The organism is Paenibacillus glufosinatiresistens, assembly GCF_031470375.1.
Classification (GTDB): domain Bacteria; phylum Bacillota; class Bacilli; order Paenibacillales; family Paenibacillaceae; genus Paenibacillus_AQ; species Paenibacillus_AQ glufosinatiresistens.
The window spans coordinates 371,528-395,583 of sequence record NZ_JAVFHT010000002.1; the positions used below are offsets into that span (position 1 = coordinate 371,528).

General features: G+C 64.2%; 14 protein-coding genes. 1 reads left to right on the top strand and 13 read right to left on the bottom strand.

The window, feature by feature from the left end; genetic code table 11:
• Positions 1-138: 138 nt before the first annotated feature.
• The 11 genes from RBI05_RS04815 to RBI05_RS04865 all read right to left on the bottom strand — a co-directional run bounded on the left by RBI05_RS04815 (position 139) and on the right by RBI05_RS04865 (position 18,971).
• Positions 139-762, bottom strand: a complete 624-nt coding sequence (locus RBI05_RS04815; protein WP_310550276.1) for a hypothetical protein — start codon at positions 760-762, stop codon at positions 139-141.
• A gap of 34 nt (positions 763-796) precedes the next feature.
• Positions 797-1,798 carry a flotillin-like protein FloA gene (gene floA, locus RBI05_RS04820; RefSeq protein WP_150456943.1) on the bottom strand — a complete coding sequence of 334 codons (1,002 nt, stop codon included), beginning with the start codon at positions 1,796-1,798 and terminating at the stop codon, positions 797-799.
• A gap of 8 nt (positions 1,799-1,806) precedes the next feature.
• Positions 1,807-3,210, bottom strand: coding sequence for an NfeD family protein (locus tag RBI05_RS04825; protein WP_408638306.1), 1,404 nt, complete (start codon positions 3,208-3,210; stop codon positions 1,807-1,809).
• A 198-nt stretch (positions 3,211-3,408) separates the two neighbouring features.
• On the bottom strand, positions 3,409-3,852 hold the full coding sequence (locus RBI05_RS04830; protein WP_150456944.1) for a GatB/YqeY domain-containing protein: 444 nt from the start codon (positions 3,850-3,852) through the stop codon (positions 3,409-3,411).
• Positions 3,853-3,868: 16 nt separating this feature from the next.
• Entirely contained in the window at positions 3,869-4,042 is a 174-nt protein-coding gene (rpsU, locus tag RBI05_RS04835; protein ID WP_005547957.1) for a 30S ribosomal protein S21, read from the bottom strand.
• Between the two features lie 116 nt (positions 4,043-4,158).
• Positions 4,159-4,518 (bottom strand): histidine triad nucleotide-binding protein, encoded by a 360-nt coding sequence (locus RBI05_RS04840; protein WP_150456945.1) that lies wholly within the window; start codon positions 4,516-4,518, stop codon positions 4,159-4,161.
• Between the two features lie 537 nt (positions 4,519-5,055).
• Positions 5,056-8,544, bottom strand: a complete 3,489-nt coding sequence (locus RBI05_RS04845) for an AAA family ATPase (RefSeq protein ID WP_310550278.1) — start codon at positions 8,542-8,544, stop codon at positions 5,056-5,058.
• On the bottom strand, positions 8,541-9,716 hold the full coding sequence (locus RBI05_RS04850) for an exonuclease SbcCD subunit D (RefSeq protein WP_310550302.1): 1,176 nt from the start codon (positions 9,714-9,716) through the stop codon (positions 8,541-8,543). Before RBI05_RS04850 ends, RBI05_RS04845 begins: the two co-directional genes overlap by 4 nt.
• 55 nt (positions 9,717-9,771) lie before the next feature.
• On the bottom strand, positions 9,772-13,920 hold the full coding sequence (gene addA, locus RBI05_RS04855; protein ID WP_310550279.1) for a helicase-exonuclease AddAB subunit AddA: 4,149 nt from the start codon (positions 13,918-13,920) through the stop codon (positions 9,772-9,774).
• Positions 13,917-17,399 carry a helicase-exonuclease AddAB subunit AddB gene (gene addB, locus RBI05_RS04860; RefSeq protein WP_310550280.1) on the bottom strand — a complete coding sequence of 1,161 codons (3,483 nt, stop codon included), beginning with the start codon at positions 17,397-17,399 and terminating at the stop codon, positions 13,917-13,919. Before addB ends, addA begins: the two co-directional genes overlap by 4 nt.
• Positions 17,400-17,600: 201 nt before the next feature.
• Positions 17,601-18,971 (bottom strand): class I SAM-dependent rRNA methyltransferase, encoded by a 1,371-nt coding sequence (locus RBI05_RS04865; RefSeq protein WP_310550281.1) that lies wholly within the window; start codon positions 18,969-18,971, stop codon positions 17,601-17,603.
• 120 nt (positions 18,972-19,091) lie between these two features.
• On the opposite strand from RBI05_RS04865, the gene RBI05_RS04870 reads away from it, so the two are divergent.
• The gene (locus RBI05_RS04870; RefSeq protein ID WP_310550282.1) at positions 19,092-20,096 is read left to right on the top strand and encodes a Na/Pi cotransporter family protein; all 1,005 of its coding nucleotides are present in this window, start codon (positions 19,092-19,094) and stop codon (positions 20,094-20,096) included.
• Positions 20,097-20,223: 127 nt separating this feature from the next.
• On the opposite strand, the gene RBI05_RS04875 is transcribed toward RBI05_RS04870, so the two are convergent.
• Both RBI05_RS04875 and mtaB read right to left on the bottom strand, forming a co-directional pair.
• Positions 20,224-22,428 (bottom strand): Ig-like domain-containing protein, encoded by a 2,205-nt coding sequence (locus RBI05_RS04875; protein ID WP_310550283.1) that lies wholly within the window; start codon positions 22,426-22,428, stop codon positions 20,224-20,226.
• Between the two features lie 272 nt (positions 22,429-22,700).
• On the bottom strand, positions 22,701-24,056 hold the full coding sequence (gene mtaB / locus RBI05_RS04880) for a tRNA (N(6)-L-threonylcarbamoyladenosine(37)-C(2))-methylthiotransferase MtaB (RefSeq protein ID WP_310550284.1): 1,356 nt from the start codon (positions 24,054-24,056) through the stop codon (positions 22,701-22,703).

The window sequence follows — 24,056 nt, forward strand, 5'->3', positions numbered from 1 at the left end:
GACAAAAAAAGAGTGTCCCCGTCACGGCCGGTAAGGCCGCTTGGGGGACACTCTTGCTTTGCAGGGAAAAGGCCGCTTGACGGACGCGGCCAAGGATTGCCGGCCAGCGGCCGGACAGCAGCGCAGCCGGCTGCGCGCTTAACGGGGAGGCCGGCTTCCGTGCGGCCGGCGGGCCCGGGGCGGACCGAGGATCTCCGCCCAGATAAGCCCTTGGCGGAGCCGCTCGGTACGCTCCGCCTCCTCGGCCTTGGCTCCGCTGCGGACAGGGCGGTTCCGGGCGGTCTGCCCGGAACGGGCATTGCCCGGAGCCGTCGTCTCGATCTGGTCAAAGGCCGCATGCATGCGGTCCAGCTCGCGCTGCATCGACCGGATGCGGTCGTCCAGGCTCGTGTCCGGCTGCTCCTGCGATATCCCTTCGCCCGTCTCGTAATCGGGCGAAGGCGGGGGCGGCGCGAACGGCGACGCGCCGCGTTCTTCCGCCGGCCGCTGCCCGGCCGGCGCCGGACGGTCCGCCCGGGTTCCGGGCGGACCCGGGAACCCGCTCCCCCCGGCGGGGCGGGACCCCGGCTCCCGCGCCTGCTGCGCGCGGGGAACCGGACTGTCATCCCGCCGCCGGTCCGGGGCGGGACGGGACTCTCCTCTGCCCTGGCCGAACGGAGGCATGCCTCCCCGGCCCGGCGGACTGCCTTTTCGGCGGGAGCCCTTGCCGAGACTCGACAGCAGCGCAAACGCAATGACCGCCACCACATACACTATGCTCACGGGGAATCACCTCTTCTGCCGCCGATGGACGGTCTTATTTGCCGCTCTTCGGCGCGTCCGGCCCTTCGGCATCGCTTGTTTTGCCCAGCGAACCGCGCATCTGCGTATCGGCTTCAATGTTCTTCAGATTCATATAATCCATCACGCCGAGCTGGCCGCCGCGCAGCGCTTCGGCCATTGCCAGCGGCACCTGGGATTCGGATTCCACGACCAGCGCCTTCATTTCGACGACGCGGGCTTTCATCTCCTGCTCCTGGGCAACGGCCATCGCCCGGCGCTCTTCCGCCTTCGCCTGGGCGATCCGCTTGTCGGCTTCCGCCTGCTCGGTCTGGAGATAAGCGCCGATGTTCTTGCCGACGTCGACGTCCGCGATGTCGATGGACAGAATTTCAAAGGCCGTCCCGGCATCCAGCCCCTTGGACAGCACGGTCCGGGAAATGGAATCCGGATTCTCCAGCACGTCCTTGTGCGAGCCGCTGCTGCCGACTGTCGTTACAATCCCCTCGCCGACACGGGCGATAATCGTCTCTTCGCCGGCGCCCCCGACGAGCCGGTCGATGTTCGCCCGCACCGTAACGCGGGCCTTGACCTTGACCTCGATGCCGTCCTTGGCGACGGCCGCAACGGTCGGAGTCTCGATCACGCGCGGGTTAACGCTCATTTGAACGGCCTGGAGCACATCGCGCCCGGCCAGATCAATCGCGGCGGCGCGGGTGAATTCCAGCGGAATATCCGCGCGCTGGGCCGCAATCAGGGCATTGACTACCCGGTCGACGTTACCGCCCGCCAGATAGTGACTCTCCAGCTGGTTGATATTGAGGCCAAGCCCCGCCTTGGTGGCCTTGATCATCGGGTTGACGATCCGGCTTGGCGTGACGCGCCGCAGCCGCATCGCGACCAGCGTGATGATGCTGATGCGCACGCCCGAGGCCAGGGCCGAAATCCAGAGCATAAACGGGAAGAAACTGAAAAACACGCTCAGTACGATGACCGCAACGACCGCGATCAGCAGAATGGTGACCAAAGATGCATCCATGCCACTACCTACCCTTCAACTTGAATTGTTTGAACGACTACCTTGCCGCCTTCTACGCGAATAACCTGCACCGGCACGCTGGCGGCGATAAATCCGCCCTCCGTAATGACGTCGAAGCGGCGGCCGCCGATCTCCGCCGTCCCGGCCGGACGCAGCGGCGTCAGACTGACGCCTCTCTCCCCCAACAGCTCCGGCAGCGGGGCAACCGGGACGAAGCCTTCCTCCCGGGTCAGGCTGCTGCTGAGGATGAACCGGTTCCAGATCCCCCGGTCCCGAAATACCATAACCACAATCGCAATGACCACGACCGCCGCGCCGAAGGCGATGCCGAGCGAGAACAAGGCATGCTCCAGGCTGAACGCTGCCCGCACCACCCCGGCAATCAGACACGCCGAGCCAAGCAGACCCAGAATGCCAAAGCTCGGTACAAAGATCTCCAGTACGAGCATCACCAGTCCGGCAATGAACAGCAGCCAGGTCTCGGCCCCTGCGAACCCCGCCACGTAGTTCCCGAAGAAATACAGGACAAAGGCGACGATGCCGACGATGCCAAAGACACCGAACCCCGGGACAAGCAGCTCGATCACAACTCCGGCAATTCCGAGGAACAGCAGGATCGTCATCACGATCGGATTCGTCAGAAAGGTCGACAGCTTCTCCGCTCCGGTATGCTTCACCTGAATCATATCATGCCCGCCGTACCCCATCCAGTCCGCCGCTTCCTTCACTGACGGCTCAATCGAATCGGCGTAGCCTGCCTTCAGCGCCTGCTCCGGCGACAAGGCGGTGATCTCTCCCTTCTCTTTCTTCAAGCCGATCTCCGGCTTGTCAAAGACAAGATTGCGGTCGGTCATTCCGGCGGCAATGTCGGGATCGCGCTGATTCAACAGAGCTGCGCCTGTCATTTTGGCTTTCCAGAAGGAGATCAGCTTGGCGTCTTCAATGGCTCTTCCCGACCCGTCCACCAGCGACGCCGATCCCATCATGCTTCCCGGCTTCATGACAATGGCATCCGCGTTCAGAGCGAGATAGCTTCCCGCAGAAGCCGCATCGCCTTCGATGTAGGCCAGGACGGGAATCCTGCTGTCGCGGATCAGGGCCCCGATCTCTTCGGCGCTTGCTACCAGGCCTCCCGGCGTGTCAATCGTCAGGACGATCAGAGACGCCTCATACTTCCGGGCTTCCTTGAACCCCCGCTCCAGAAACGCCTGCAGCCCCCGTTCAATCGGCTGATCCACCGGTATGACGTACACCGGGCCCTGTCCCGCAACATCCGTCTTCACGGAAGGCCTCGCTTCCCCGGAACCAGACGCAGCGGAGACGGAGGGCAGGGCCAGCAGCATAAGCAGGCACACCAGCATCAGGCAGACGGCCGGCCATCTTTTTTGAAAGGTCACGTTTCTCTCCTCCATTCCCTTGCGGATCGACATTCACCCTAATGCTACATACGCAGGAATAACGAAAGCGTTTCATCGGCCGGAAGGCCGGGAGACAATCCCATCATGCCCGCCATACTCCCCAAAGATTCCGAACTGCGTCTAAATGCGGCTTAAATAAAGAAAAGCCGCCACACATGTGGCGACTTCTCGTCAATCTTAAAGGTGCTTTGCTTATTGCAGAAATTGCTGAACCGCTTGGTTCACGAGTTTACCGTCGGCGCGCCCCTTGACTTTCGGCATCAGCGCGCTCATCACCTTGCCCATTTCGCTTTTCGAAGAAGCACCGGTTTCCTGGATGGTCTGCTGTACAATTGCCTTAATTTCTTCTTCGGTAAGCTGCTGGGGAAGATACTCCTGAATAACCTCGATCTCTGCTTTATTGCTCGCGGCAAGTTCGTCGCGGCCCGCTTTCTCAAATTCCTGGAGGGCATCTTTGCGCTGTTTGATCTCACGACTAAGGATATCAAGCACTTCGCTGTCGTCTAATGTTCTCTTCAAATCTATTTCAAGATTCTTTATCGTCGAACGAACCATTCGAATGGTGGAGAGTCTGAACTTGTCCTTACTCTTCATCGCTTGCTTCATATCTTCGTTCAATCGTTCGCTAAGATTCATGCTACTTCTTTTCCTCCTAGAACTTTCTCTTGCGAGCAGCCTCGGACTTTTTCTTGCGCTTAACGCTTGGCTTTTCATAATGCTTGCGTTTCTTCACCTCAGCCAAGACACCATCCTTTGCGATGGAACGTTTAAAGCGACGAAGTGCAGCATCAATTGTCTCGTTTTTGCGAACTTTCGTTTCAGACACCAGTTTTCCCTCCCTCCGACCAGACCGTCCAAGAGCATAACACGGTTCATCAAATTTCATTATAGTTCATTGCAAAACAGGGTGTCAACCTATAGTGAAGGTTTTTATTCTCCCGCTCAGGAATGGGAAGCCGAGATGCCGGTCAGGGCACCGAGCTTCGCTCCGCCGAGCAGATGATAATGCAGGTGGTAGACGGCTTGTCCGCTGTCTGGGCCGCAGTTGTTAATCAACCGGTACCCGCTCTCGGCAATCCCCAGTTCGGCGGCGAGCTTCTGCGCAACCTGGTGAATCTCGGCGATCAGCGGGAGGTCCTCCTCGGTCACATCGTTCATCGTCGGAATCGGCTTCTTGGGAATGATAAGCACGTGAACAGGGGCCGCCGGTTCGATATCGTGAAAAGCGAGAATCCGCTCATTCTCGAATACTTTATTGCTCGGAATGGTACCTTCGATGATTTTGCTGAAAATCGTCTCCATCTGGCTCGTTCCTCCTACAGAATCAAGATCACGGTCGCTCCTGCAATCGCTGTTCCTCCATCATACAGGAAAATGTTCTTTCGCGAAAGACGGAGGACCTCTATTCAGGCCCCGAATAAGTCTAGTTGTGCAAACCGTGAGGCTGCGGCCGATGAAGCCTGCGGATGACAGCCTTCCAAGGCTGTATCAGTAACAGTTGTCCCTGCTTGGACTTGATCCCTGGAAGCGGCGGTCCGGTGAACAGCCGGACGGATCGCCCGCCGCCGTTCAGACCGGTCTTTCGATTCCTGCCGTTCTGAAGCCTTGCGCCCGCTTCTGCCGCAGAATCAGCGGCGGAGAAATGCGGAACAGTCAAAAAGACAAAAAAAAGAAACACCCTTCGCAAGCTCAGAGAGCTGCTCTGGCGGCGAACGTATACTTGGGAGTTCATCCCCCGCATACGTCCGCCGAGGTGTTTCAAGAAGATGTCGGCTTAGCTGTATTATAACAGCGGGGTGCCACAGCCTCTGTGACCGTTGTCACACCCCGCTTGCTATTTTACATTTTTTCCAAAACGATTCGCGACCCCTGTCCGCCCGGCTCGGCCGGGACGACGATGAGCTTGCGGGCGAGGCGCGCGCGCAGCTCGGGAACGTGACTGATAATGCCCACCGACAGCTTGTCGTTATGCAGCCGTTCCAGCGACGTAATCACGGTATCCAGCAGTTCCGGGTCAAGCGTCCCGAAGCCTTCGTCCAGGAAGAAGAACTGCAGCGGATACTGCCCGCGAAGCTGGATCTGGGCCGACAGCGCCAAGGCCAGCGAGAGCGAGGTCAGGAACGTCTCTCCGCCCGAGAGCGTGGAGACCGGACGCTTGACCCCGCCGTTGCCGTCATCGCGAATCACGAACCCTCCGCCGGAGTCCACCTCCAGGGAATAGCGCTGCTTGCTCAGGTAGCGCAGCCGCTGGGAGGCGGCCTGGCAGACCTGCATCAGCTGCTCTTCGGCGATGTACTCAACGAAGGCGTTGCCCCGAAGACAGGACTGCAGCTTGCCGAGCCGTCCGCGCTGCTCTTCTTCCGCCGCCCGCAGTTCCTCCAGCTCCATCCACCGCACATGGCGCCGGCGCAGGTCTTCCAGGTCGCGCTCGGCTCTGGCCCGGCTCTGTAGCGCTTCCTCATCCGCCGTCTTGGCCTGGTCCAGCCCGTCCCTGGCGTCTGCCCATTCCTGCTCCCCGATGCGTTCGCCGTTCAGCTTCTCCACAATGTGGCGAAGCTGCGCTTCCGTCCGGGCCAGACCTTCGCGGTGCTCCCGGATCAGGGCCTGACCCCGCTCCTGCTCTCCGGGGCTCAGCGCCGCCGCAAGCGCCTCTTCAGCCGTAGCGAACGGAGAACCGCTCAGCAGCTCTCCGAAGCGACCGGCCGCCTGTTCCTCATGCTCCCTGGCCGACTCGAACGCTTGGCGGGCGATTGCGGCTTCCTGGGCAAGCGCCATCGCAGCCTCGGCGTTCTGCCGGTGCAGAGCCCGCGCCTGCTCGGCCGCCGCCCTCAGCCCCTTGAGGCGCTCCTCGCATGCCTCCAGCAGCCCTGCGGCCGGCCGGCCTTCGGTCCACTGGAACAGCCGCTCTTCCTTCTCCCGGATCAGTTCGCCCCGGCTCTGTATGCCCGATTCGCACTGGACCAGCTGTTTGTCCAGCTCGGCAATCTCTTCCCGAAGTCCCTGGACCAGCATCGTCTTGTCCTCCAGGAACTTGACGCTGACTTCCAGCCGGGCGCGGATATCCTCGGCCTGCTCGTCCTTGCGCCGCAGCTCCCGGCTTGCTTCCTCGGTGTCTTCCGGCGCAAGCCCGGGAAGCTCTTGCCGCCATGCTTCCAGGAGAGCCGCCGCTCTGCGGTTCAGCTCATCGGCTTTGCCCGCGGTCTGCTCCGCCCAGCTTCGCTCGGCCTCCACCGAGGCCGTCTCCTTCTCCCCGAGCTGCCGGGCGGCCTGCCAGGCGCTGCTCCAGCGCGTCCCGGCTGCCCGCAGCTCCCGGGACCGGCTGCCGGCTTCCCCGGCGGCGCGCTCCAGCTCTTCCAGCATCGCTGCGGCAGCCGGCCCGTCTGCCGCAAGCCCGGCCGGTACCGCTTGGTCCCCCCCGACCGCTGCCGCCTGGTCCCCATCTGCGCCGTTCCGTCGCGCAGATTCGCTTCCGGCTGGCGCTTCGCCCGCGGCTGCCGCCGGCGGGAACGCTTCTTCCGCAGGCAGGCTGTAGGACTGCGCCAGCAGGATGCGGTCCTGCTCGGCCTGGGCGCGCAGGGCGGCGGCAAGCTCCGCCGCTCTGCGCTGGAGAAGGCGCGTCTCCTCCAGCGCCCGGGACGCTTCTTCCGCCCCGTCTTCGCCGTCTTCCTGCGGCGCGGCGGGGGCGGGGTGGCTCAGGCTGCCGCAGACCGGACACGGGCAGCCTTCCCCGAGTTCGCGCGCGAGCGAGAGCGACAGCCGGTGAATCTCGCCGCTGCGGCGCGCGTCCTCCAGCGCCGCTGCGCGCCGGTCCAGCGCCTCGGCCGCGCCGGAGGCGCGCAGCGCCAGCTCCTGCATCGCTTCCAGATGCAGGGCGATCTCCCCGGCGGCGCTCCGCTGCGCCGCCGCAAGGTCCGCCGCCGTCTTCGAGGCGGCGGCCAGGCGCTGCTGCGCCGCCGCCAGCGCAGCGGCGCGGGCGGCGCGCTCCCGCTCCGCGTCATCCCGCAGGGACTCCGCGGAGCGCAGCGCTTGCAGACGCTGCATCGCTTCCTGCAGCGTCTGCCGCTCCCGGGAGCGGACTTCGAGCGGCTGCAGCATCGCCTGCAGCTCGGCCTGGCGCTTCTGGCCTTTGGCCGCAAGCTCCTGCTCCCGTTCCAGGCTCTCCTTCCGGCCGCCCAGGCGGCGGCCCGTCTCCTCGCGGCGCCGGCTCCAGTCGGCCAGCTCGCGGCGCCGGGCGCCCAGCTCGCCTTCCAGCTCCAGCGCCCGGCGGAAGCGCTCGGCGCCTTCCCTAAGACCCGGCTCCTCGCGCTCCAGCGCCGCTGCGCCCTCCCGGTCCGATGCTTCGGACCGGCGCGCCGCCTCCTCGGCCCGGGCGCTTCTTGCAGCCTTGGCCTCGGCGGCGGCCTTCTTCGCTTCGGCAGCCACCGAAGCCTCCTTCCAGGCCCGCAGCGCCGGAGCCAGCTTCCCGGCCTCGTCGCTGCGGCCGAGCGCCGCCTCCAGGCGGGCGATCTCCGGCTCGGCGGCCAGCAATACCTGACGCCGGCGCTCCCGCTCTTCGCGTTCGGCCTGAAGCTCCCGGATGCGGCCGAAGCGCTCGAACCGTTCCTGCGCCTCCGCCAATCTACGGCGGCAGTCTTCGGCATGCCGGACCGCTTCCGTGAGCCGCAGCTCGGAAGCCTCTACCTCCTCGGCTCCGGCATTCCCGAGTCCCTGGCGCTCGGCCTCGAGACTGCGAAGCGCTGCCTCATTCTCCTTGACCCGCCGGCTCAGCTTCAGGGACAGCACATCCCCGTACTGCTCCAAGTGGAACAGGCGCTGAAGCATCTGGCGGCGGTCCGCTCCGCGCAGCGACAGAAATTCCGCGAACTTGCCCTGGGGCAGCACGACGGCGCGGGTGAAGTCATCCATCTTCAGTCCGATCCGTTCCTCTACGCTGCGGGTAACCTCGGCCAGCTTGTCCGCCACTACGACGTCGCCGCCGTCCGTCACCTCGACGAACCGGCTGACCGTGTTGCTGACGGTCTGCTCCCCTGTCCGCTTGAAGCGCCGCTCCACCCGGAAGCGGCGCGGCCCGTCCGCGCCCGACAGCTCGAAGGTGAAGGACACCGCGAGCTGGTCCTCCGAATGGTTCATGATTCCCTGGGTCCCGCCCGGCGCCCGTTCCACCTTGCCGTACATCGCCAGGGTAATGGCATCCAGCAGGCTGGACTTGCCGCTGCCCGTCGGACCGAAGATCCCGAACAGCCCGGTCTCGCACAGATGGGCAAAATCAATCTCCTGCGGCTCCCGGTAGCTCTGGAGCCCCGACAGTTTCAAATGAATCGGCTTCATTCGGCCTCCTCCTCCCGTTCGTCTTCCTCCTGGGCCAGCTGCAGGAACAGCTCCACCATCGCCTCGTCGGGCTCCGCGCCGCCTGTCTGCCGCTGGTAGAACTTGCGGAAGAGTTCGTGCACAGGCAGACGGGAGCGCAGCGACGCTTCGATCTCGCGCTCCATCTCGGGGTAGACCGGCCGAATGTGAACGATGCCGTCATGGGCCCGGCGGAGCCGCTGAATGTCGCCCAGCGACAGCGCCTCGTCAAGACGGATGCGCAGGTCGATGAACGCCCCGGCGTCCATGCCTTCGTCCAGCCGGCGGTACACTTCGTCGAGTCCGCCGGCCACGTCCCACTCTACCAGCGGACGGCCGCAGCTCAAATAGACTTCCCGGATCAGCGCCTCTCCGCCGGGAGCCGCATCCAGCACGGTCACCGACTTGGCCTGGCCCGCCTCCGAGAAGCTGTATGCAAGCGGCGAACCGCTGTAGCGGATGTGGCCGTTCCCCTTGACCCGCTGCGCCCGGTGCAGGTGGCCCAGAGCCGTATACTGGGCCCCGCAGTCCAGCGCGGAGGGATCCACGGTATAGGCGCCGCCGACCTGGATCGGCCGTTCGGAATCCGACTCGACCCCGCCCAGCACATAAATATGGCTCATCGCCAGATTAACGGTCTGCGGCGTGAACTCGCGGGCCAGCGTCTTCATCAGCATCCCGACCCTGGCGCTGTAGGCAAGCCGCAGGCCGGTCTCCTCGTTGTCCTCGGCCAGCAGTTCGCCGAGCCGGGCTTCGGAGGGATACGGAAGCGCGGCAATCTTCGCAAGCTCTCCGGTACGCGAAATCCCGACCGTCAACGGACTGGCCGCCGGCATCCCCACCAAATGGATGCCCTGGCCGGAGACCAGCGGCGATACCGAAGCTACCCGTTCCGGATGGTCATGGTTGCCCGATATGACGACCAGGGGACGTCCGCCGGCGGTAAGTCTGGCCGCCGCTTCATAGAATAACTGCTCCGCCGCCGCCGGAGGGTTGACGGAGTCGTAGACATCTCCCGCCATCAGCACCAGATCAATCTTCTCGTCGTCGGCAATGGCCACCAGCTCGTCAACGAACGCTTCCTGCTCCGCCTGCCGGCTTCTCCCCTCCAGCGTGCGTCCGAAGTGCCAGTCGCCCGTGTGCAAAATCCGCATAACATTCCTCATTCCCGCCCGCCCGGGCGTATAGTAAGCGGCGCAAGGCCCGGCTCTAGAGCCGGACCGCCTCGCCGTTGTCAAAGAAATAGAGCCAGGATTCGGCGATCTCCTCTCCGAGAATATCGCCCAGCGCCTTCGCGTACAGGGTTAGCTGGACCCGGTATTTCTCCCGCAGGGCGTCGATTCCACCCTTGTGCGGCAGTACGGCGTCCGTCTTGTAGTCCAGCAGAATCAGCCGGCCGTTCTCCCGGAAGAGACAGTCGATGACCCCCTGGATCAGCACGCGGCCTCGGACCTTCGCGCCGGAGCGTTCCAGCTCTTCGGCAGCCCGGCCGAGCGCCCCTGCGTTCCGGTACGCCTCGGAAGCCGGAACCGTGTAGCTGAACGGCAGCTCCCGCCGCTTCCACTCGGCAGCCCGCAGCCGCTCCCCGATCGGAGAGCCGCAGAACCCGGCGATATCGCCGGGTTCTACCGACGACCGCTGCTCTTTGGTCAGAATCCCGCTCTCCTGCAGATACTCCAGCACCGCCTCGACGGCTGCGCTGTCGGCCGGTCCGTCCAGCGGCATATGCTGCATGACCGTATGGTACGCCGTACCCCGCTCTGCCGGTGATATTCCGCGCGCTTCCATGAACTTCGGCCGCCGAAGATGCAGCTGATCGGGCGTAGAGGTTCCTGCGCGCGCCGGTTCCTCCGCGCCCGCACCTGCGCCGGGCGGCGTGAATCCGCTGCCGTCGCCCTCTGTGACGCCGTCTTCCCCGAGCAGGTCGTAAGAAGGTTCGTTCTGGAGCGTCAGGAGCGATTTCAGCTCCGTCACGGACGTCTTCGCCGGAAGAGCGGACGCTTCCTTGTACGGATATACCCAGCCCAGCCGCGAGGCTGCTTCTGCGCTTCCGCTGCCGTAAGCCGGAATCGGCCGGCCCTGGCTCAGCGCTTCCAGAACGGCCTCCCGCTCGGCGGCGTCCTCGCCGCGGGCGGGCGGCGCGAAGCCGACCGCAAGTTCCGCGGCGGGCAGAACGCCGACGCTCCAGCCGGCGCCGTCGTCCGTCAGGGCGACGGCTTCGCCTCCGGCGATTTTACGAAGAATCGCTGCGCCCGGATGGGTAATGAGCGCCGGTCCGAGCCAGTCCATGTAGCTGCGCGCCCGGGCCAGCACATGGTCGGCGACGGACCCGCCTCCGGCGGCCGCCAGCCAGTTCCCCGCCGAAGAGGCGAGATCGCGGAGCGTGCCGACCAGAATCATTTTGTCGCGGGGACGCGTCAGGCCGACGTACAGCACCCGCATCTCTTCCGCCAGCAGTTCCATTCTGGAACGGCGGGAGATTGCCAGGTAAGGCAGCGTCGGATAGGCGACGCGGGTCTCCCGCTCCATGAATCTCGGACCGAAGCCGAGCTCCTTGTGCATGAGGAAGGAGGCGTGGAGGTCCTGACGGTTGAACATTTTGGACATGCCGGCCAGAAAAACAACGGGAAACTCCAGCCCCTTGCTCTTGTGGATGGTCATAATGCGCACGCCTTCGCCTTCCTCCGCGCTGCCGCCCGCAGCGCCCAGGTCGCGGCCGTTGTCACGCAGGCGCTCGATGAACACGAGGAACCGGAACAGTCCGCGCGAAGCCGTGTCCCGCTCGAACTGCACCGCCCGGTCATACAGCGTCTTGAGGTTGCTCTGGCGCTGGACGCCGCCGGGCAGTCCGCCGACCCATTCCAGATAACCGCTCTCGCCGTAGACCCGCCAGATCAGCCCGCTCAGCGAGCCCTGGCGCGCCTCGTCCCTCCAGGAAGCGAGCCGGTCCAGGAACCACAGGAGCTTGCGCCGCAGTTCGTCCGGCACCGGAGCCGGCGGCTCCTCCTCTGCCGGGGAGGAGAACGCCGGGTTCTCCTCTTGGAGAGACGGCTTAGCGGCCGTCCCGCTTCCCACCTCGCTGCTTGCGGCGGTCTCCGCCGCGCTCTCGGACAGCGGAGCCGCATAAGGACCGGAGACACGCTGCGCATCGCCGGCAGGCACCGCGGCCAGACCCGCCCCCGGACTCCATGCGCCGTCAGTCCCGGCCGCGGCCAGCATCGCTTCGTAGAAGCTGCCTCTGGCCTGAAGCCGGACCAGCGCCAGCTCCTCCTCGGTCAAGCCGACGATCGGCGAGCGCAGCGTACCGGCCAGCGGAATATCCTGCTGCGGATTGTCGATCGTCTTGAGCAGCGAGAGCATCACTTCGACCTCGGTCGCCTGAAAATACCCGGCGCTGCTGTCTCCGTAGGCCGGTATGCCGGCCTGCCGCAGCTCTTCCATCATCAGCGGCGCCCAGACGCTTGCCGAGCGCAGCAGAATAACGATGTCTCCGTAGACGGCCGGGCGCATTCCCTTCATCGCCTTGTCGTAAATCTGCATCGGAGCGGCGCCCGAAGCGCCGACGATTCCGGCAATCCGGCGGGCGATGGCGCGCGCTTCCAGCTGCGCCGTCTCGCTCTCGGCCAGTTCGCTCTCGGCGTTCTCCGCTCCTTCTTCCTCGGCGGCGGGGACGCTTCGCGCGGATGAGCCGCGGTCGATCAGCAGCAGCTCCGGCGCGAACGCCGTCTCCGCCGTGCGCGCATCCGCTCCCGGGAAGCTTGCGCCGTACACGAGCTCGGCCCGATCGTCGTAATCAATCTCGGCCACCTTCTCGCGCATGATCCGCCGGAAAATGCCGTTGGCCGCGTTCACGACCTCCGGCCGGCTGCGGAAGTTGCGGGACAGGTCAATGACGATTCCGCCCGCGCCGCCTTCCGCATCCGCTTCTGTACGAACTCCGCTGGAGTAGCTCCGGTATTTATCGAGGAACAGGCCCGGCTCCGCCAGCCGGAACCGGTAGATGCTCTGCTTCATGTCTCCGACCATGAACCGGTTGCCCGGCGTCTCGCGGGCAATCAGCCGCACAATCTCCTCCTGGACGCTGTTCGTATCCTGATACTCGTCCAGCAGCACTTCATCGAACCGTTGCCGGTATTCCAGCGCCGCATCCGAAGGCTGCGGGTCTCCGGGGCGGGAATCGGGGTGGCGCAGTATCTTCAGGCAGTAATGCTCCAGATCGCTGAAGTCGACCAATCCGCGCGCAGCCTTGGCCGCCCGGAAGCGGGATTCGAATTCGATGACCGTCTCGGCCAGCTCCCGCATGATCGGAGCCGCTTCGCGCATTTCCCGCAGGAAATCGCCCGGCGGACGGCCGAACAGCGATCCCTGAAGATCGGCCAGCGCCTTCTTGGCTTCATCGCGGAGCGTCTTGACCTTCTCTTGCAGAACGGGATCGGCCGCATCCTTCCGGCACGGCTTCAGCTTCCCGAACGCCGCGGACCGGAAGCGGCCGTGCAGCTCTTCCCAGCGGCCGGAGCGCACGGCATCCAGCAGGCCGCAGACAATGTCCAGGTCAGCCTCCAGATTCTCGGCATAAGGAGCGGGGCCCTCGGGCTCGCGGCAGAGTTCAAGGCCGCGGCGGAGCCTGCTCTCGGCGCCTTCCAGCGTCAGCGCCGCTTCATCCAGCAGGCTGCGCACCCAGAGCGTCTCGCCAAGCTTCTCTTCGCTCTCCGCCTCGAAGGCGGCGGCGGTCTCGCGCAGCCATTCGTCCGGCCACGGGTGGCTGCGGGCGAAATCGCGCAGACGCTGGACCAGCGCCAGCACGGCGTCGTCGCTGCGCTCTCCGCTGAACCAGTCCGCCATGCGCACGAAGAGTCCGTCTTCGCCGCTCTCGCCGTATTTGTCCTCGAACAGCTCCTCCAGCAGCTCCTGGCGCATCAGCTCGGCTTCATGCTCGCTGAGAATCCGGAAACCGGGATCGAGGGGGATCATCTGATAATACCGGCGGATGACCTCAAGGCAGAAAGAATGGAGCGTCGTAATCGACGCTCTTCCCAGCAGCGCCAGCTGCCGCCGCAGATGCTCGTTCTCCGGCGCTGCATCCAGCTCGCGCTCCAGCGCTTCGCGGATGCGCTGGCGCATCTCCGAGGCGGCTGCCTTGGTGAAGGTGGCGACGAGCAGCCGATCGACGCTGAAGCCGGCCTCGGGATCGCTGATTCTGCGGATAATCCGCTCGACCAGCACCGCCGTCTTGCCCGACCCGGCCGCGGCTGCGACCAGAATATCGTCTCCGCTCTCGCTGATGGCGCGCCACTGGTCGTCGCTCCAGTAGCTGCCCTCCGGCTTGGGCGGAAGTCCTGTCCGTTCTTCTCCGGTCACTTGTCGTCCTCTCCTCTCAGCATCTCCCACATTTCGGTCTTGTCCGGCTTGCCCAGCCGGTTGTATCCGTTGCCTTCCACCGCTTCGTCGAACTGGCAGACCGGACGGTAGGCGCAGAACGTGCAGGCGGTCTCCTGCCCGATCTTGTACGGAGTGATGGCTACATCGCCGTCCGTAATGCGCGTGCCGATCTCGGTCATCGTACCCCGGACCTTCTTCAGCAGCCGGTCCCACTGATCGGGGGAAGCGACCGACGAGCTGCTGTAGAAGCTGCCGTCGCTCTTGACGGCGGCCGGAATGACGCTGGAGTGGCCCTTGTCGAAGCTGTTGTCCATCAGCGAGACGATCTCGCGGTCGGCCACCAGCAGGCCCTTCATCTTGAAGCGCTTCAGCAGCTCGCGCCCCGCCTCCTCCCGGCTCATGCCGTTCGCCGACGTCAGCAGCGGATCATGAACGTGGAAGTACAGCGTTCCCGCCGGATAGGCCGGTTCCCCGAGCCATTCCTCGGCATGGGTCAGGAGCACGTCCAGATAGGTCAGCATCTGCAGGGCCAGCCCGTAGTACACTTCATGCAGCCTGAGGTCTTTCTGGCTGGACTTGTAATCAATGACCCGCAGCAGAATTCCCTGCTCCCCTTCGGCGGTATCGACGCGGTCGATCCGGCCCGCCACCTCCAGCACACAGCCGTTCGGCAGCGGAACGCGCAGCGGCGGCAGCGGCTTGCCCGGGCCGAAATCCAGCTCCAGAAAAGCCGGCTCAAAACTGCCCCGGCGGGCGTGTTCGCCGAGAATGACCGAAGCCCGGCCGACGATCGACTTCAGCTTCCGCGTAATGTAGCCGTAGCGTTTGGTGCTGAGCAGGATTTGGCCCTGCAGCATCGGAGAGAGCCGGTCTACGGTGTCTCCCGCCCTGCGCAGGCACTCATCCGGCGACAGGCTGGCCCATCCCAGACCCCGGTCGCGCAGCTCTTTCGCCATTTCGCTCAGCGCCGCATGGAACAGCTGTCCGATGTCCGGCGCCTTCAGCTTGTACATCTGCCGTTCTTTCAGCCTCAGGCCGTGGGAGGCAAAATGCGAGAACGGGCAGGCGGCGAACTGCTCCATCCGCGACACGCTGCCCCGCAGGGTGCGCCCGCCGTACAGGCGCAGGCTGGTGCCGCTCCGCAGCCGCACACCGCGGTTGCGGTAGAAGAGCGATCCCGCCAGCACCTGCAGGCGGGGCTGCCACGCTTCCTCCGCCGCGAACCAGTTGTAGGCGTCCCACCAGACTTCCGGCAGTTCTCTTCCCTGCTTCCATTCCCGAAGCTGAAGAATCAGCATCCGAAGCGTCTGGCCCGGCTCGGCGATGAATCCGGCCTGCTCCTCCGGCGGCGCAGAAGACGGCACGCCGGGCAGAAGATGCTCTCCGAGTTCCGGATACATCCGCCGAAGATGGCGGATGATCTCCGACGGCAGCATGGTCTTGCCTTCGTTGTCGAGGGTGGTATAGCTGATCCACAGCCGCTCGGAAGCAACCGTCAGAGCGCTGTAGACCAGGAAGCGCTCGTCCAGAACTTGGCGCGAAGTGACCGGCCCCAGCTCCACGCCGGTCCCTTCCAGAAGATTCCGTTCGTTGTCCGACAGCAGTCCGTCTTCCTCGAACAGCGCGGGTACCACGCCCTCATTGAAGCCGAGCAGAAAGGCGTATTTGATCCCTTCCAGCCGCGTCCGGTCCATGGAACCGACCAGCACCTGGTCGAGGGAAGGCGGCACCAGCCCCATGCGAAGCTCGGCCAAGCCGGTCTCCAGAATGCCGGCGAACAGTTCAACATCCATCTTCTCCGGGCCCATCATCTCGTCGATCTGATCCAGCAGGTCCATGACCGCTCCCCAGATCTGCCGGTGCTCGCGTGCCGCCTCCGGCTGTCCGAGCTCCAGCGCGCGGGCGCTCATCGCATCCAGCTTGCGCGCTACTTCGGCATCTTCGAGAAGCTGGTAGACGGCCCGGCACAGTTCCGAAGCCGTCGCCTTCCGGGAGACGGCTCTGTCCAACGGCTCCAGCGGTCCCGTCACAGCGCTCCGGCAGCGCTCCATCAGGTCTCCGAGAGCGGCATCCTTCACCGGGGCGCTCTCCAGCGACAGGCTCGGAAGCTCCCGCCATTCCTTCTTGTCCGTCCAGCGGTAGCCGTGGATGCCGCAGGCGAGCACATAGTTCTCCAGCGCGTCCAGATCGGCGCGGCCCAGGCTTCCGTCCGGCGGCAGCAGCAGATCGGTCTTGATGCAGCGGAACACATCCTCGTACTTCCAGTTGCGGCGGACGACATCCATCGCGCCCCGGATGAATTCCACCAGCGGATGATGCAGCTCGCTCTCCTTGCGGTCCATGAAGAACGGGACGCCGTAATCCCGGAACAGGGCGGGAGCCAGATCGCCGTAATCTTCGAGATTGCGGACAAGCACGACCATCTCGGAGAAGGCGGCGCCTTCCTCCCTCGCCAGCCGGATCATCTCGCGCAGCGCGCCTTCCAGCTCGGCCCGCCGTCCGGCCGCAGCATGAATCGTCAGCGATTCGCCTGCCGGCTGTTCTCCCCGGTACACCCGGCGGCGGTCGAAGCCCCGCTCCAGGTGCAGGAGCGCCGGCGAAGCGGCGAACCGGGGAGCCTCATCCAGAAGACGGTCCCGGATGTCGGCCCCAAGCTCCTCGGCCATTCCCCGGAGCTTGACGTAGGCGGCGGCGGTGGGGTGAAACAGATCCAGCTCATGCGGCTTGGCTCCGCCGCGGTACGGCTGATCCAGCGTGAGGGCCACCGTAACATTCCGGGCATGCCGCATCAGCTGGCGGATCACCGTATACTCCATAACCGTGAAGCCGCGGAAGCTGTCCAGATAAATATCCGCTCCGCGAATCAGCCCCGAAGCGGGAATCTGGGCGGCCAGCTCTTCCAGCCGATCCTCGTCGTCGGTATACAGATTCTCCATTTCCTTCTCCAGATCGGCGAGCACGATGCCGAGATCGGCCAGCTTGCCGGCCAGTATCGGACTGTCTCCGGCGCTCTCCAGCAGACGGGGCAGCAGCTCGTCCAGATCGGCCGACCGGAGGCAGCACTGCTTCAGCTCGGCATGCAGCGCGCTCAGCCGCTCGACGAAGCCCGGCCGGTCCGCCGACGCCCCGAACAGCTTCAGCTCATTCTTGCGGCGGCCGAGGATTTTGTAGATCAGCATCTTCTTCCCTTCGGAAGTAATCGGCACCGCTCCGCTGCCTCCCAGCTCCTGCTTGACCCGGTAGGCCAGTCTCGGGAAGCTCAGCGTATGCGCGCGCAGACTTCCCCCCGCTCCGCAGGCCGCAAGGAGGCCCTGCTCCGCACCGAACGAGGCCTGCTCGGGCACGAGCTGGAGGATCGGCGCGCCCAGCGGGTCCTCCTTCAGCGCGGCGCAGATGGCCTCCCGTATCGCTGTCGTCTTGCCGCTCCCGGCCCGTCCGACAAGAAATGTAACCGCCATATTCTCCGGCTCCTTCCGCTCTCTCGCATTCTATGAAATCGTCCCTGTATTATACCATACGGCCGATAACCGGAACAAACGTTTGCGGGTTCCTATAAATAGAAAATCTTCTCGGGCCTCCGCGCAAAAAAAAGCCCCGGCCAGAGCCGGGGCTGAGATACTGCCGGTCGCAACTCAACCGGCCGGGTTCGGCCCGGTCCGTCAATGCTGCGTCTTGCTGGTAACTTCAAAGATGGCGAACTTCAGGTAGTGTCCTTCGTCCACGCCGAGAATCTGCGGATGATCCTTGCCGGCGGCCCGCCATTCAATCAGGCGGAGCGTCTTGCCCGCATCCTCGGCCGCTTCGGCGATGGTCGCCAGGAACAGCTCCGGGCGCATATGGTACGAGCAGCTCGCCGTCACCAGGTAGCCGCCTTCGTTGACCAGCTTCATGCCGTGCAGGTTGATGTCCTTGTAGCCGCGGCAGGCGCCCTGGACCGCGCTCTTCGTCTTGGCAAACGCCGGCGGGTCGAGAATGACCACGTCCCAGGTCCGTCCGCCTCCGGCCGTCATCGGCTTGGAGGTATCGGCTGTAGAAGAAGCGCGCTCGGTGCGTTCTTCGAGCCCTTTTACCTGATTGCGGAGGTACTGGAAGGCATCGTCCACCACAAACTCCACGCGGTCCGAGAATCCGTTCAGCTCGACGTTGACTTTGGCGCTCTCGATGGCATGGGCGGATACGTCCAGGCAGGTCACCTTCTTCGCGCCGTGCTTGCAGGCGTTCAGCGTGAAGCTGCCGGTATGGCTGAAGCATTCCAGCACCGTCGCTCCGTCCCAGTACGGGAACGTGACTTCCTTGCCGCTCTTGTTGACGGGAACGCGCCGGACCTCGCCGTCTTCGCCTTCCACTTCCGCCAGCTCGATTCCGCTCCGGGCTCCCCAGCCCTTCATCAGCGGCGCAATCGCCGAGCGGTTCTCGCGCTGGTCGAAGAAGTAGCCGGTCTTCTGGCCCTCCACGATGTCGATTATGAGCTTGAGCCCGTTCTCGGTTACGGTCACATGGCGCGGACACTCGCCGTACAGCAGGCCGGTCTTCTGTTCCAGACCTTCCAGTTCCCGCACGGAGACGTCGCTGCGCTCATAGATGCCCTGCGGCCCGACCGTCCGAACCAACGCCTCCACAATCTCTCCCCGCACCTTGTCCATGCCGAGCGTCAGGATCTGAACGACAAGAACGCTTCCGAAGCGGTCTACGATCAATCCCGGCAAAAAGTCGGCTTCGCCGTACACGAGCCGGTACGCGTCCTCTCCCGGCAGAAACCGCTCCCGGTGCGCCAACGCCCGGCGGAACCGGCTCTCGAAGAACGCGGTGTCCATGGCCTCAAGCGGCGTATGGGACACGATCCGCACCCGGATCTGGGAAGCGGGGTTGTAATAGCCGGTCGCCAGATAGCGTCCCTGATGGTTGCGGACCTCGACCAGACTGCCGGCCTCCGCCTCTCCTTCCAGGGAAGCGACCTCGCTCGCATAGACCCACGGATGCCCCTCTTCGAGCCGTTTCTTCCGGCTGCGCTGCAATAGAATGGATGCCAATCCTGCCAACTCCTCTTCTCGTCATGCCTTATCGGCTGTCTTCATATATTGGTACAACCCCGCAGGCCTGTCAAGCGGGACCCCTTCCCCTATTATGTCTGCAAAGGAGTCTGGCCTTCCATGCTATCCGCTCTGCTCTTTACGGTGCTGTACGGGCTTGTCATCTTTCTGGCCGGCATGAAGCTGATGGAGACGGCGCTCTCCCGGCTGAGCGGCCCGCTGCTTGAAGCTGCGCTGCGCCGCGCCACGGCCACGCCGCTGACCGGCATGGCCGTCAGCGCCCTGCTGACGGCGCTGCTCCAGAGCAGCACGGCCGTCACGGTGCTGGCAATCGGCATGGTCAATGCCGGTCTGCTGACCTACGGCCGGACGCTCGGCATCGTGCTCGGGAGCAACATCGGCACCTGCCTCACGACGGAGCTGATCGGCTTGCAGATCAGCCGGTACGCCGGACCGCTGCTCGCCTGCTCGGCCGCGCTGTGGGCCGCCGGGGTGACGGCTGCGGAGATCTCGCCGTTCCGTCCGGGCCGGGCGGCGGCGATGGCCCGGCGGAGCGGCGAGCCGCTGCAGTTCATCGCCCTGGCGGCGGGCGGGTTCGCGCTCGTGCTGTGGGGAATCGCCGTGATGCAGTCCATCGCCCCCGAACTGAAGTCCAGCGGTCTGCTGGACCTGCTGCTGGAGAGAGCGGCGGGCGGCGTGCTCTGGGGCTTCGCCGCCGGAGCCTGCCTGACGGCGCTCCTGCACAGCAGCGCGGCCGTCATCGGCATGGCGATGGGCGTCGCCGCTGGCGGAGGCCTGCCGCCCGCGCTCGGGATCGCGCTTGTGCTCGGCGCCAACGTCGGCACCTGCCTGACGGCGGTGATCGCCGCCATCGGCGGCACCCGCTCGGGCGCTTTCGTCGCCTGGGCGCATGTGGCGCTGAACGCCGGCGGGGCGCTGCTCTTTCTGCCGCTGACCGGCGCCCTCGAGCGGGCGTCCGCCCTCCTGGGCGGGGGCCCCGCCGCCCAGCTCGCCCACGCCCAGACGATCTTCAATGTCGCCTGCTCGCTGCTGGCGCTGCCGCTGTGTTACCTGCCGGTCTGGTCGCGCGGAGAGCGGAATCCCGACGGGCCGCTGCCGCATTGAGCTTAAGCTTCCGGAAGCTGTGCGGCTTCCGGGGGTGGCTTCCGGGGACGCCCCCAACACCAATACGGGCAGCGGCGATTACTCGCCGCTGCCCGCGCCTGCAAGCCTCTCCCCGCTCCGGCCCGATCTACTTAACCGTAACGCTGACCGTCACCGTCTTGCCGCCGAACTTGCCCTTCAGAACGGCGGTGCCCTTCGATACCGCCGTCACGACGCCTTTGTCCGATACCGCCGCCACAGACGGCTTCGAGCTGCTCCAGCCCGTCAGCGGGGTAACCGAAACGGTCTTGCCCGTATCGTATTCGGCGGTCACCGCCAGTGAATACGAGGCCCCGACCGGAAGCTTCAGCTTCGTGTCGCTTGCGGACAGCTTCTTGAGCTTCGGCACGACCGAGATCTTGACGGTGGCCGGAAGCCCCTGATAGGAGCCGGTGAGCGTCGCGGAGCCTTCCGCTGCCGCCTTAACGCTCATTCCCTTGACCGTCGCCACGGAAGTGTTGGAAGAGGTCCAGTTCATGCCCGAGGACAGGTTGACCGTCTTGCCGTTCGTATAGTAGCCGGTTACTTTAAGAGTCTTCGATGTTTTGAGATTCAGTTCGAGACTGCCGGATTCCAGTTCCAGCTTGACGATCTTCGGTTCGGCTGTCACCGGAATGCTGATCGTCTTGTCCCCGTACACGCCTTTGAGCACGGCATTGCCTTTCGTCAGCCCTTTGATGACCTTGCCGGTGTCCACGGTCTTGATGACGGCGCTGACGCCGTTCAGACTCCAGACGATCTCGCTTGTAACATCCCGTTCATTCCCGTCATCCAGTACGGCCGTTATGCCGGGAAGCGGAACCGTCTCTCCGATGACGACGCTGAGCGGACTGTCCGGTCCGATCAGTACCAGCGTCTTGTTCTTGACGGTCACGGTCAGCTCCAGCGCCTTGGAACGCACCGGAGAAGCCGAGGAACCGAATCGTTCGCTCTCCAGCCGCCCGGTCAGAACGGTCTTGCCGGGTTCGCCCGCCACGATCTTGCCGCCTGCAATCTCCGCTACGTCCTCATCTGCGGACGTCCAGACCATCTCGCCGCTCATGTCGATTTTGTCGCCGTCCAGCTTGATGCCGGATACCTTCGGCAGCGCAGCTGAGCCTGACGTATAGAGCGCCAGTTCGTTCTTCTCCGCTTCCAGTCCGCTCAGCGTCGGATAGACCGTCACCCGGAAAGTCCGGGTCAGTCCCTTGTACTCGGCCTTAATGTTCGATACGCCGGCGGCTCTGGCCGTCAGCTTCACTCCGTCGCTGTCTTTGGCCAGCGTGACGGCGAGCTGATTGTCGGAGGTCCAGACCGCGTCGCCCGATACGTTCAGCGTCGAGTTGGCCGAGTCCCGGACTTCGCTCTTGACCTTCATCGACTCTCCGATGAACAGGGAGGAGTTGCCCGCAGGCTTCAGCAGCAGCGCCTCGTAAGGAGCGCGCACATAGACGTCCACGGAACCGGCCACGCCCAGATACCGGGCGGTTACCGTCGCCTTGCCCGGAGCAACGGCGGTGATCAAGCCGTTCTCTACGGTGACGACGGCAGCGTTGGAGCTTGACCAGACCGGCTCGACTTCTTCGCCTGAGCTGCCTGCCTCGGCTTCAAGCTGAACCGGGTCGTCGCCGACCAGCAGCTCCAGCTCTTCGGTCGGTTCGCCATCCCGGACCAAGGCAAGCGAGGCATACGGCAGCTTGACCGTTGCTTTGAACGCAGCGGACAGCCCCTTGTATTTGGCCGTTACCGTTGCCGTTCCTTCGCCGGCCAGCGTCAGCTGCCCGTCCGCAACCGCCAGGACCGAGGAATTGGAACTGCTCCAATCGGCATCCTTCGTTACATCGACGGTCCCATTCTCCGTAGCGCCGCCTGCTGCCGTGGCCTGAAGCTTCAGAGATTCCGCGCTGTCGCCGAGCTTGTAGGCGGCCGCTCCGTTCTCGATCTTCAAGTTCTTGTACGGATAGGAGGCAGATACTTCAACCGTAGCTACCGAACTGCCGTAGGTCGCTTTGACCAAAGCGCTGCCTGCTCCGACTGCCGTGACCACGCCGCCCGATACTGCAACCGCGGCGGAATTGGAAGAGGTCCAGACCGCCCCTGCGGTCACGTCCTTCTTGACTGTGCTTCCTTCCACGGCTGCCAGCACTTTCAGCTGCTTCGGCGACTGTCCGACCGTCAAATCCAGCTTGGCGCCGCTGTCCAGTTCAATCGAGGTTACATCCCCCGCTGCCGCATAAGCCCCCGCCGGGAATGCCGCAGCGGCGAACAGTACAAGTACCAGAAGCCATAAATTCCATCTTCGATTCACTCTCATTGTTCTCTCCTTCAAGGTTTGAATGGGCACACTCCGCAATCTGTCTCTATTCCCTTATCGGCAGCATGGCCGGAAGTCTTTAACCCGGCGCGTCCGAGCCGAGGCGGCGGCTCCTTCTTCCATCAGACGAAGGTCCTGTACGGGCCATGCAAAAAGACGGTTCTCCTTCATGGAAGAACCGTCTTGCAAGCTTGGTATTCGAATCGCGTTCTATACGCGTTCTATCCATAGCGAAAGATACGACGGGGTCTCGTTCGTCCGTTCCGGCAAGTCTAGCGCACCAGCTCCGCTGCCGCTTTCGCAGCCTCCGGCGCAGAGGATTCAACGCGTTCGCCGCGGCACTCGTTCACCCCGGCTTCGGTAATCCGCACCTGGCACATCCGTCCCTGCAGCTCGTCGCCTCCTTCAAAGAACACTTGAAGGTAATTGTCCGAGAAGCCGTGCTGCACGGACCGCGCAGGCGCATCCTTGGCGGAGCGCTCGGGAATGACATCGAGCGTCCGGCCGACAAAGCGCCGGGCATACGCCAGCTGCATCTCTTCGGACAGGTCGATCAGCTGCTGAACGCGGGCATTCTTGATCTCTTCATCGACCTGGTCTTCCATCCGCGCCGCCGGTGTGCCCGTCCGTTTGGAATACGGGAACACGTGCATTTCGGAATAGTTCACGGCCTTCATGAAGTCGTAACCGGCCCGGAACATCTCGTCGGTCTCCCCCGGGAAGCCGACAATGACGTCGGTGGTAATGCCGACATCCGGCATCGCCTGGCGAATCCGTTCCATTTTGCCGAAGTATTCCTCGGTAGTGTACTTGCGGCGCATCCGCTTCAGCACTTCGTTGTGTCCGGCCTGAAGCGGGATATGCAGATGGCGGCACATCTTGGACGAGCGGTTCAGCACATCGAGCAGCTTGTCGTCAATCTGGCTTGCTTCAATCGAGCTAATGCGAACGCGCTCCAGTCCGTCTACCTTATCCAGCTCCCACAGCAGGTCCGCCAGCCGGTAGTTGTCGAGATCGTCGCCGTAGCCTCCCGTATGGATACCGGTCAGAACGAATTCCTTGTACCCGGCTTCCACCAGCTTGTGCGCCTGCGCCACAATCGATTTCGGGTCCCGGCTGCGCGACAGCCCGCGCGACCACGGAATGATGCAGAAGGTGCAGAAGTTGTTGCAGCCGTCCTGAATCTTCAGGAAGGCTCGGGTCCGGTCGGCAAAGCCCGGCACATCCATCTCCTCGAACTCCCGCGTCTTCATGATGTTGCGGACGGCGTTCACCGGCTCGCGGGAGCGGCGGATGGCGTCGATATGCGTCAGAATCTGCGCGCGGTCCTGGTTGCCGATAACCAGATCGACCCCCGGAATGTCCAGAATCTCTCCCGGGGAAGTCTGGGCGTAGCAGCCCGTTACCGCGACGATAGCGTCCGGATTGCGGCGCACGGCCCGGCGGATCATCTGCCGGCTCTTCTTGTCGCCGGTGTTGGTCACCGTACAGGTATTGATCAGATACACATCGGCTGTCCCTTCAAAGTCGACCTGTTCGTATCCGGCATTGCTGAACAACTGCCAAATGGCCTCCGTATCGTAGAAGTTCACCTTGCAGCCTAATGTGTAAAACGCGACGGATGGCAT

Coding starts and splice junctions, on each gene's coding strand:
- RBI05_RS04870 (WP_310550282.1), top strand. CDS start 19,092: ATGCTATCCGCTCTGCTCTTTACGGTGCTGTACGGGCTTGTCATCTTT.
- RBI05_RS04850 (WP_310550302.1), bottom strand. CDS start 9,716: ATGCGGATTTTGCACACGGGCGACTGGCACTTCGGACGCACGCTGGAG.
- mtaB (WP_310550284.1), bottom strand. CDS start 24,056: ATGCCATCCGTCGCGTTTTACACATTAGGCTGCAAGGTGAACTTCTAC.
- addB (WP_310550280.1), bottom strand. CDS start 17,399: ATGGCGGTTACATTTCTTGTCGGACGGGCCGGGAGCGGCAAGACGACA.
- RBI05_RS04830 (WP_150456944.1), bottom strand. CDS start 3,852: ATGAATCTTAGCGAACGATTGAACGAAGATATGAAGCAAGCGATGAAG.
- floA (WP_150456943.1), bottom strand. CDS start 1,798: ATGGATGCATCTTTGGTCACCATTCTGCTGATCGCGGTCGTTGCGGTC.
- RBI05_RS04875 (WP_310550283.1), bottom strand. CDS start 22,428: ATGAGAGTGAATCGAAGATGGAATTTATGGCTTCTGGTACTTGTACTG.
- RBI05_RS04840 (WP_150456945.1), bottom strand. CDS start 4,518: ATGGAGACGATTTTCAGCAAAATCATCGAAGGTACCATTCCGAGCAAT.
- RBI05_RS04845 (WP_310550278.1), bottom strand. CDS start 8,544: ATGAAGCCGATTCATTTGAAACTGTCGGGGCTCCAGAGCTACCGGGAG.
- RBI05_RS04825 (WP_408638306.1), bottom strand. CDS start 3,210: ATGGAGGAGAGAAACGTGACCTTTCAAAAAAGATGGCCGGCCGTCTGC.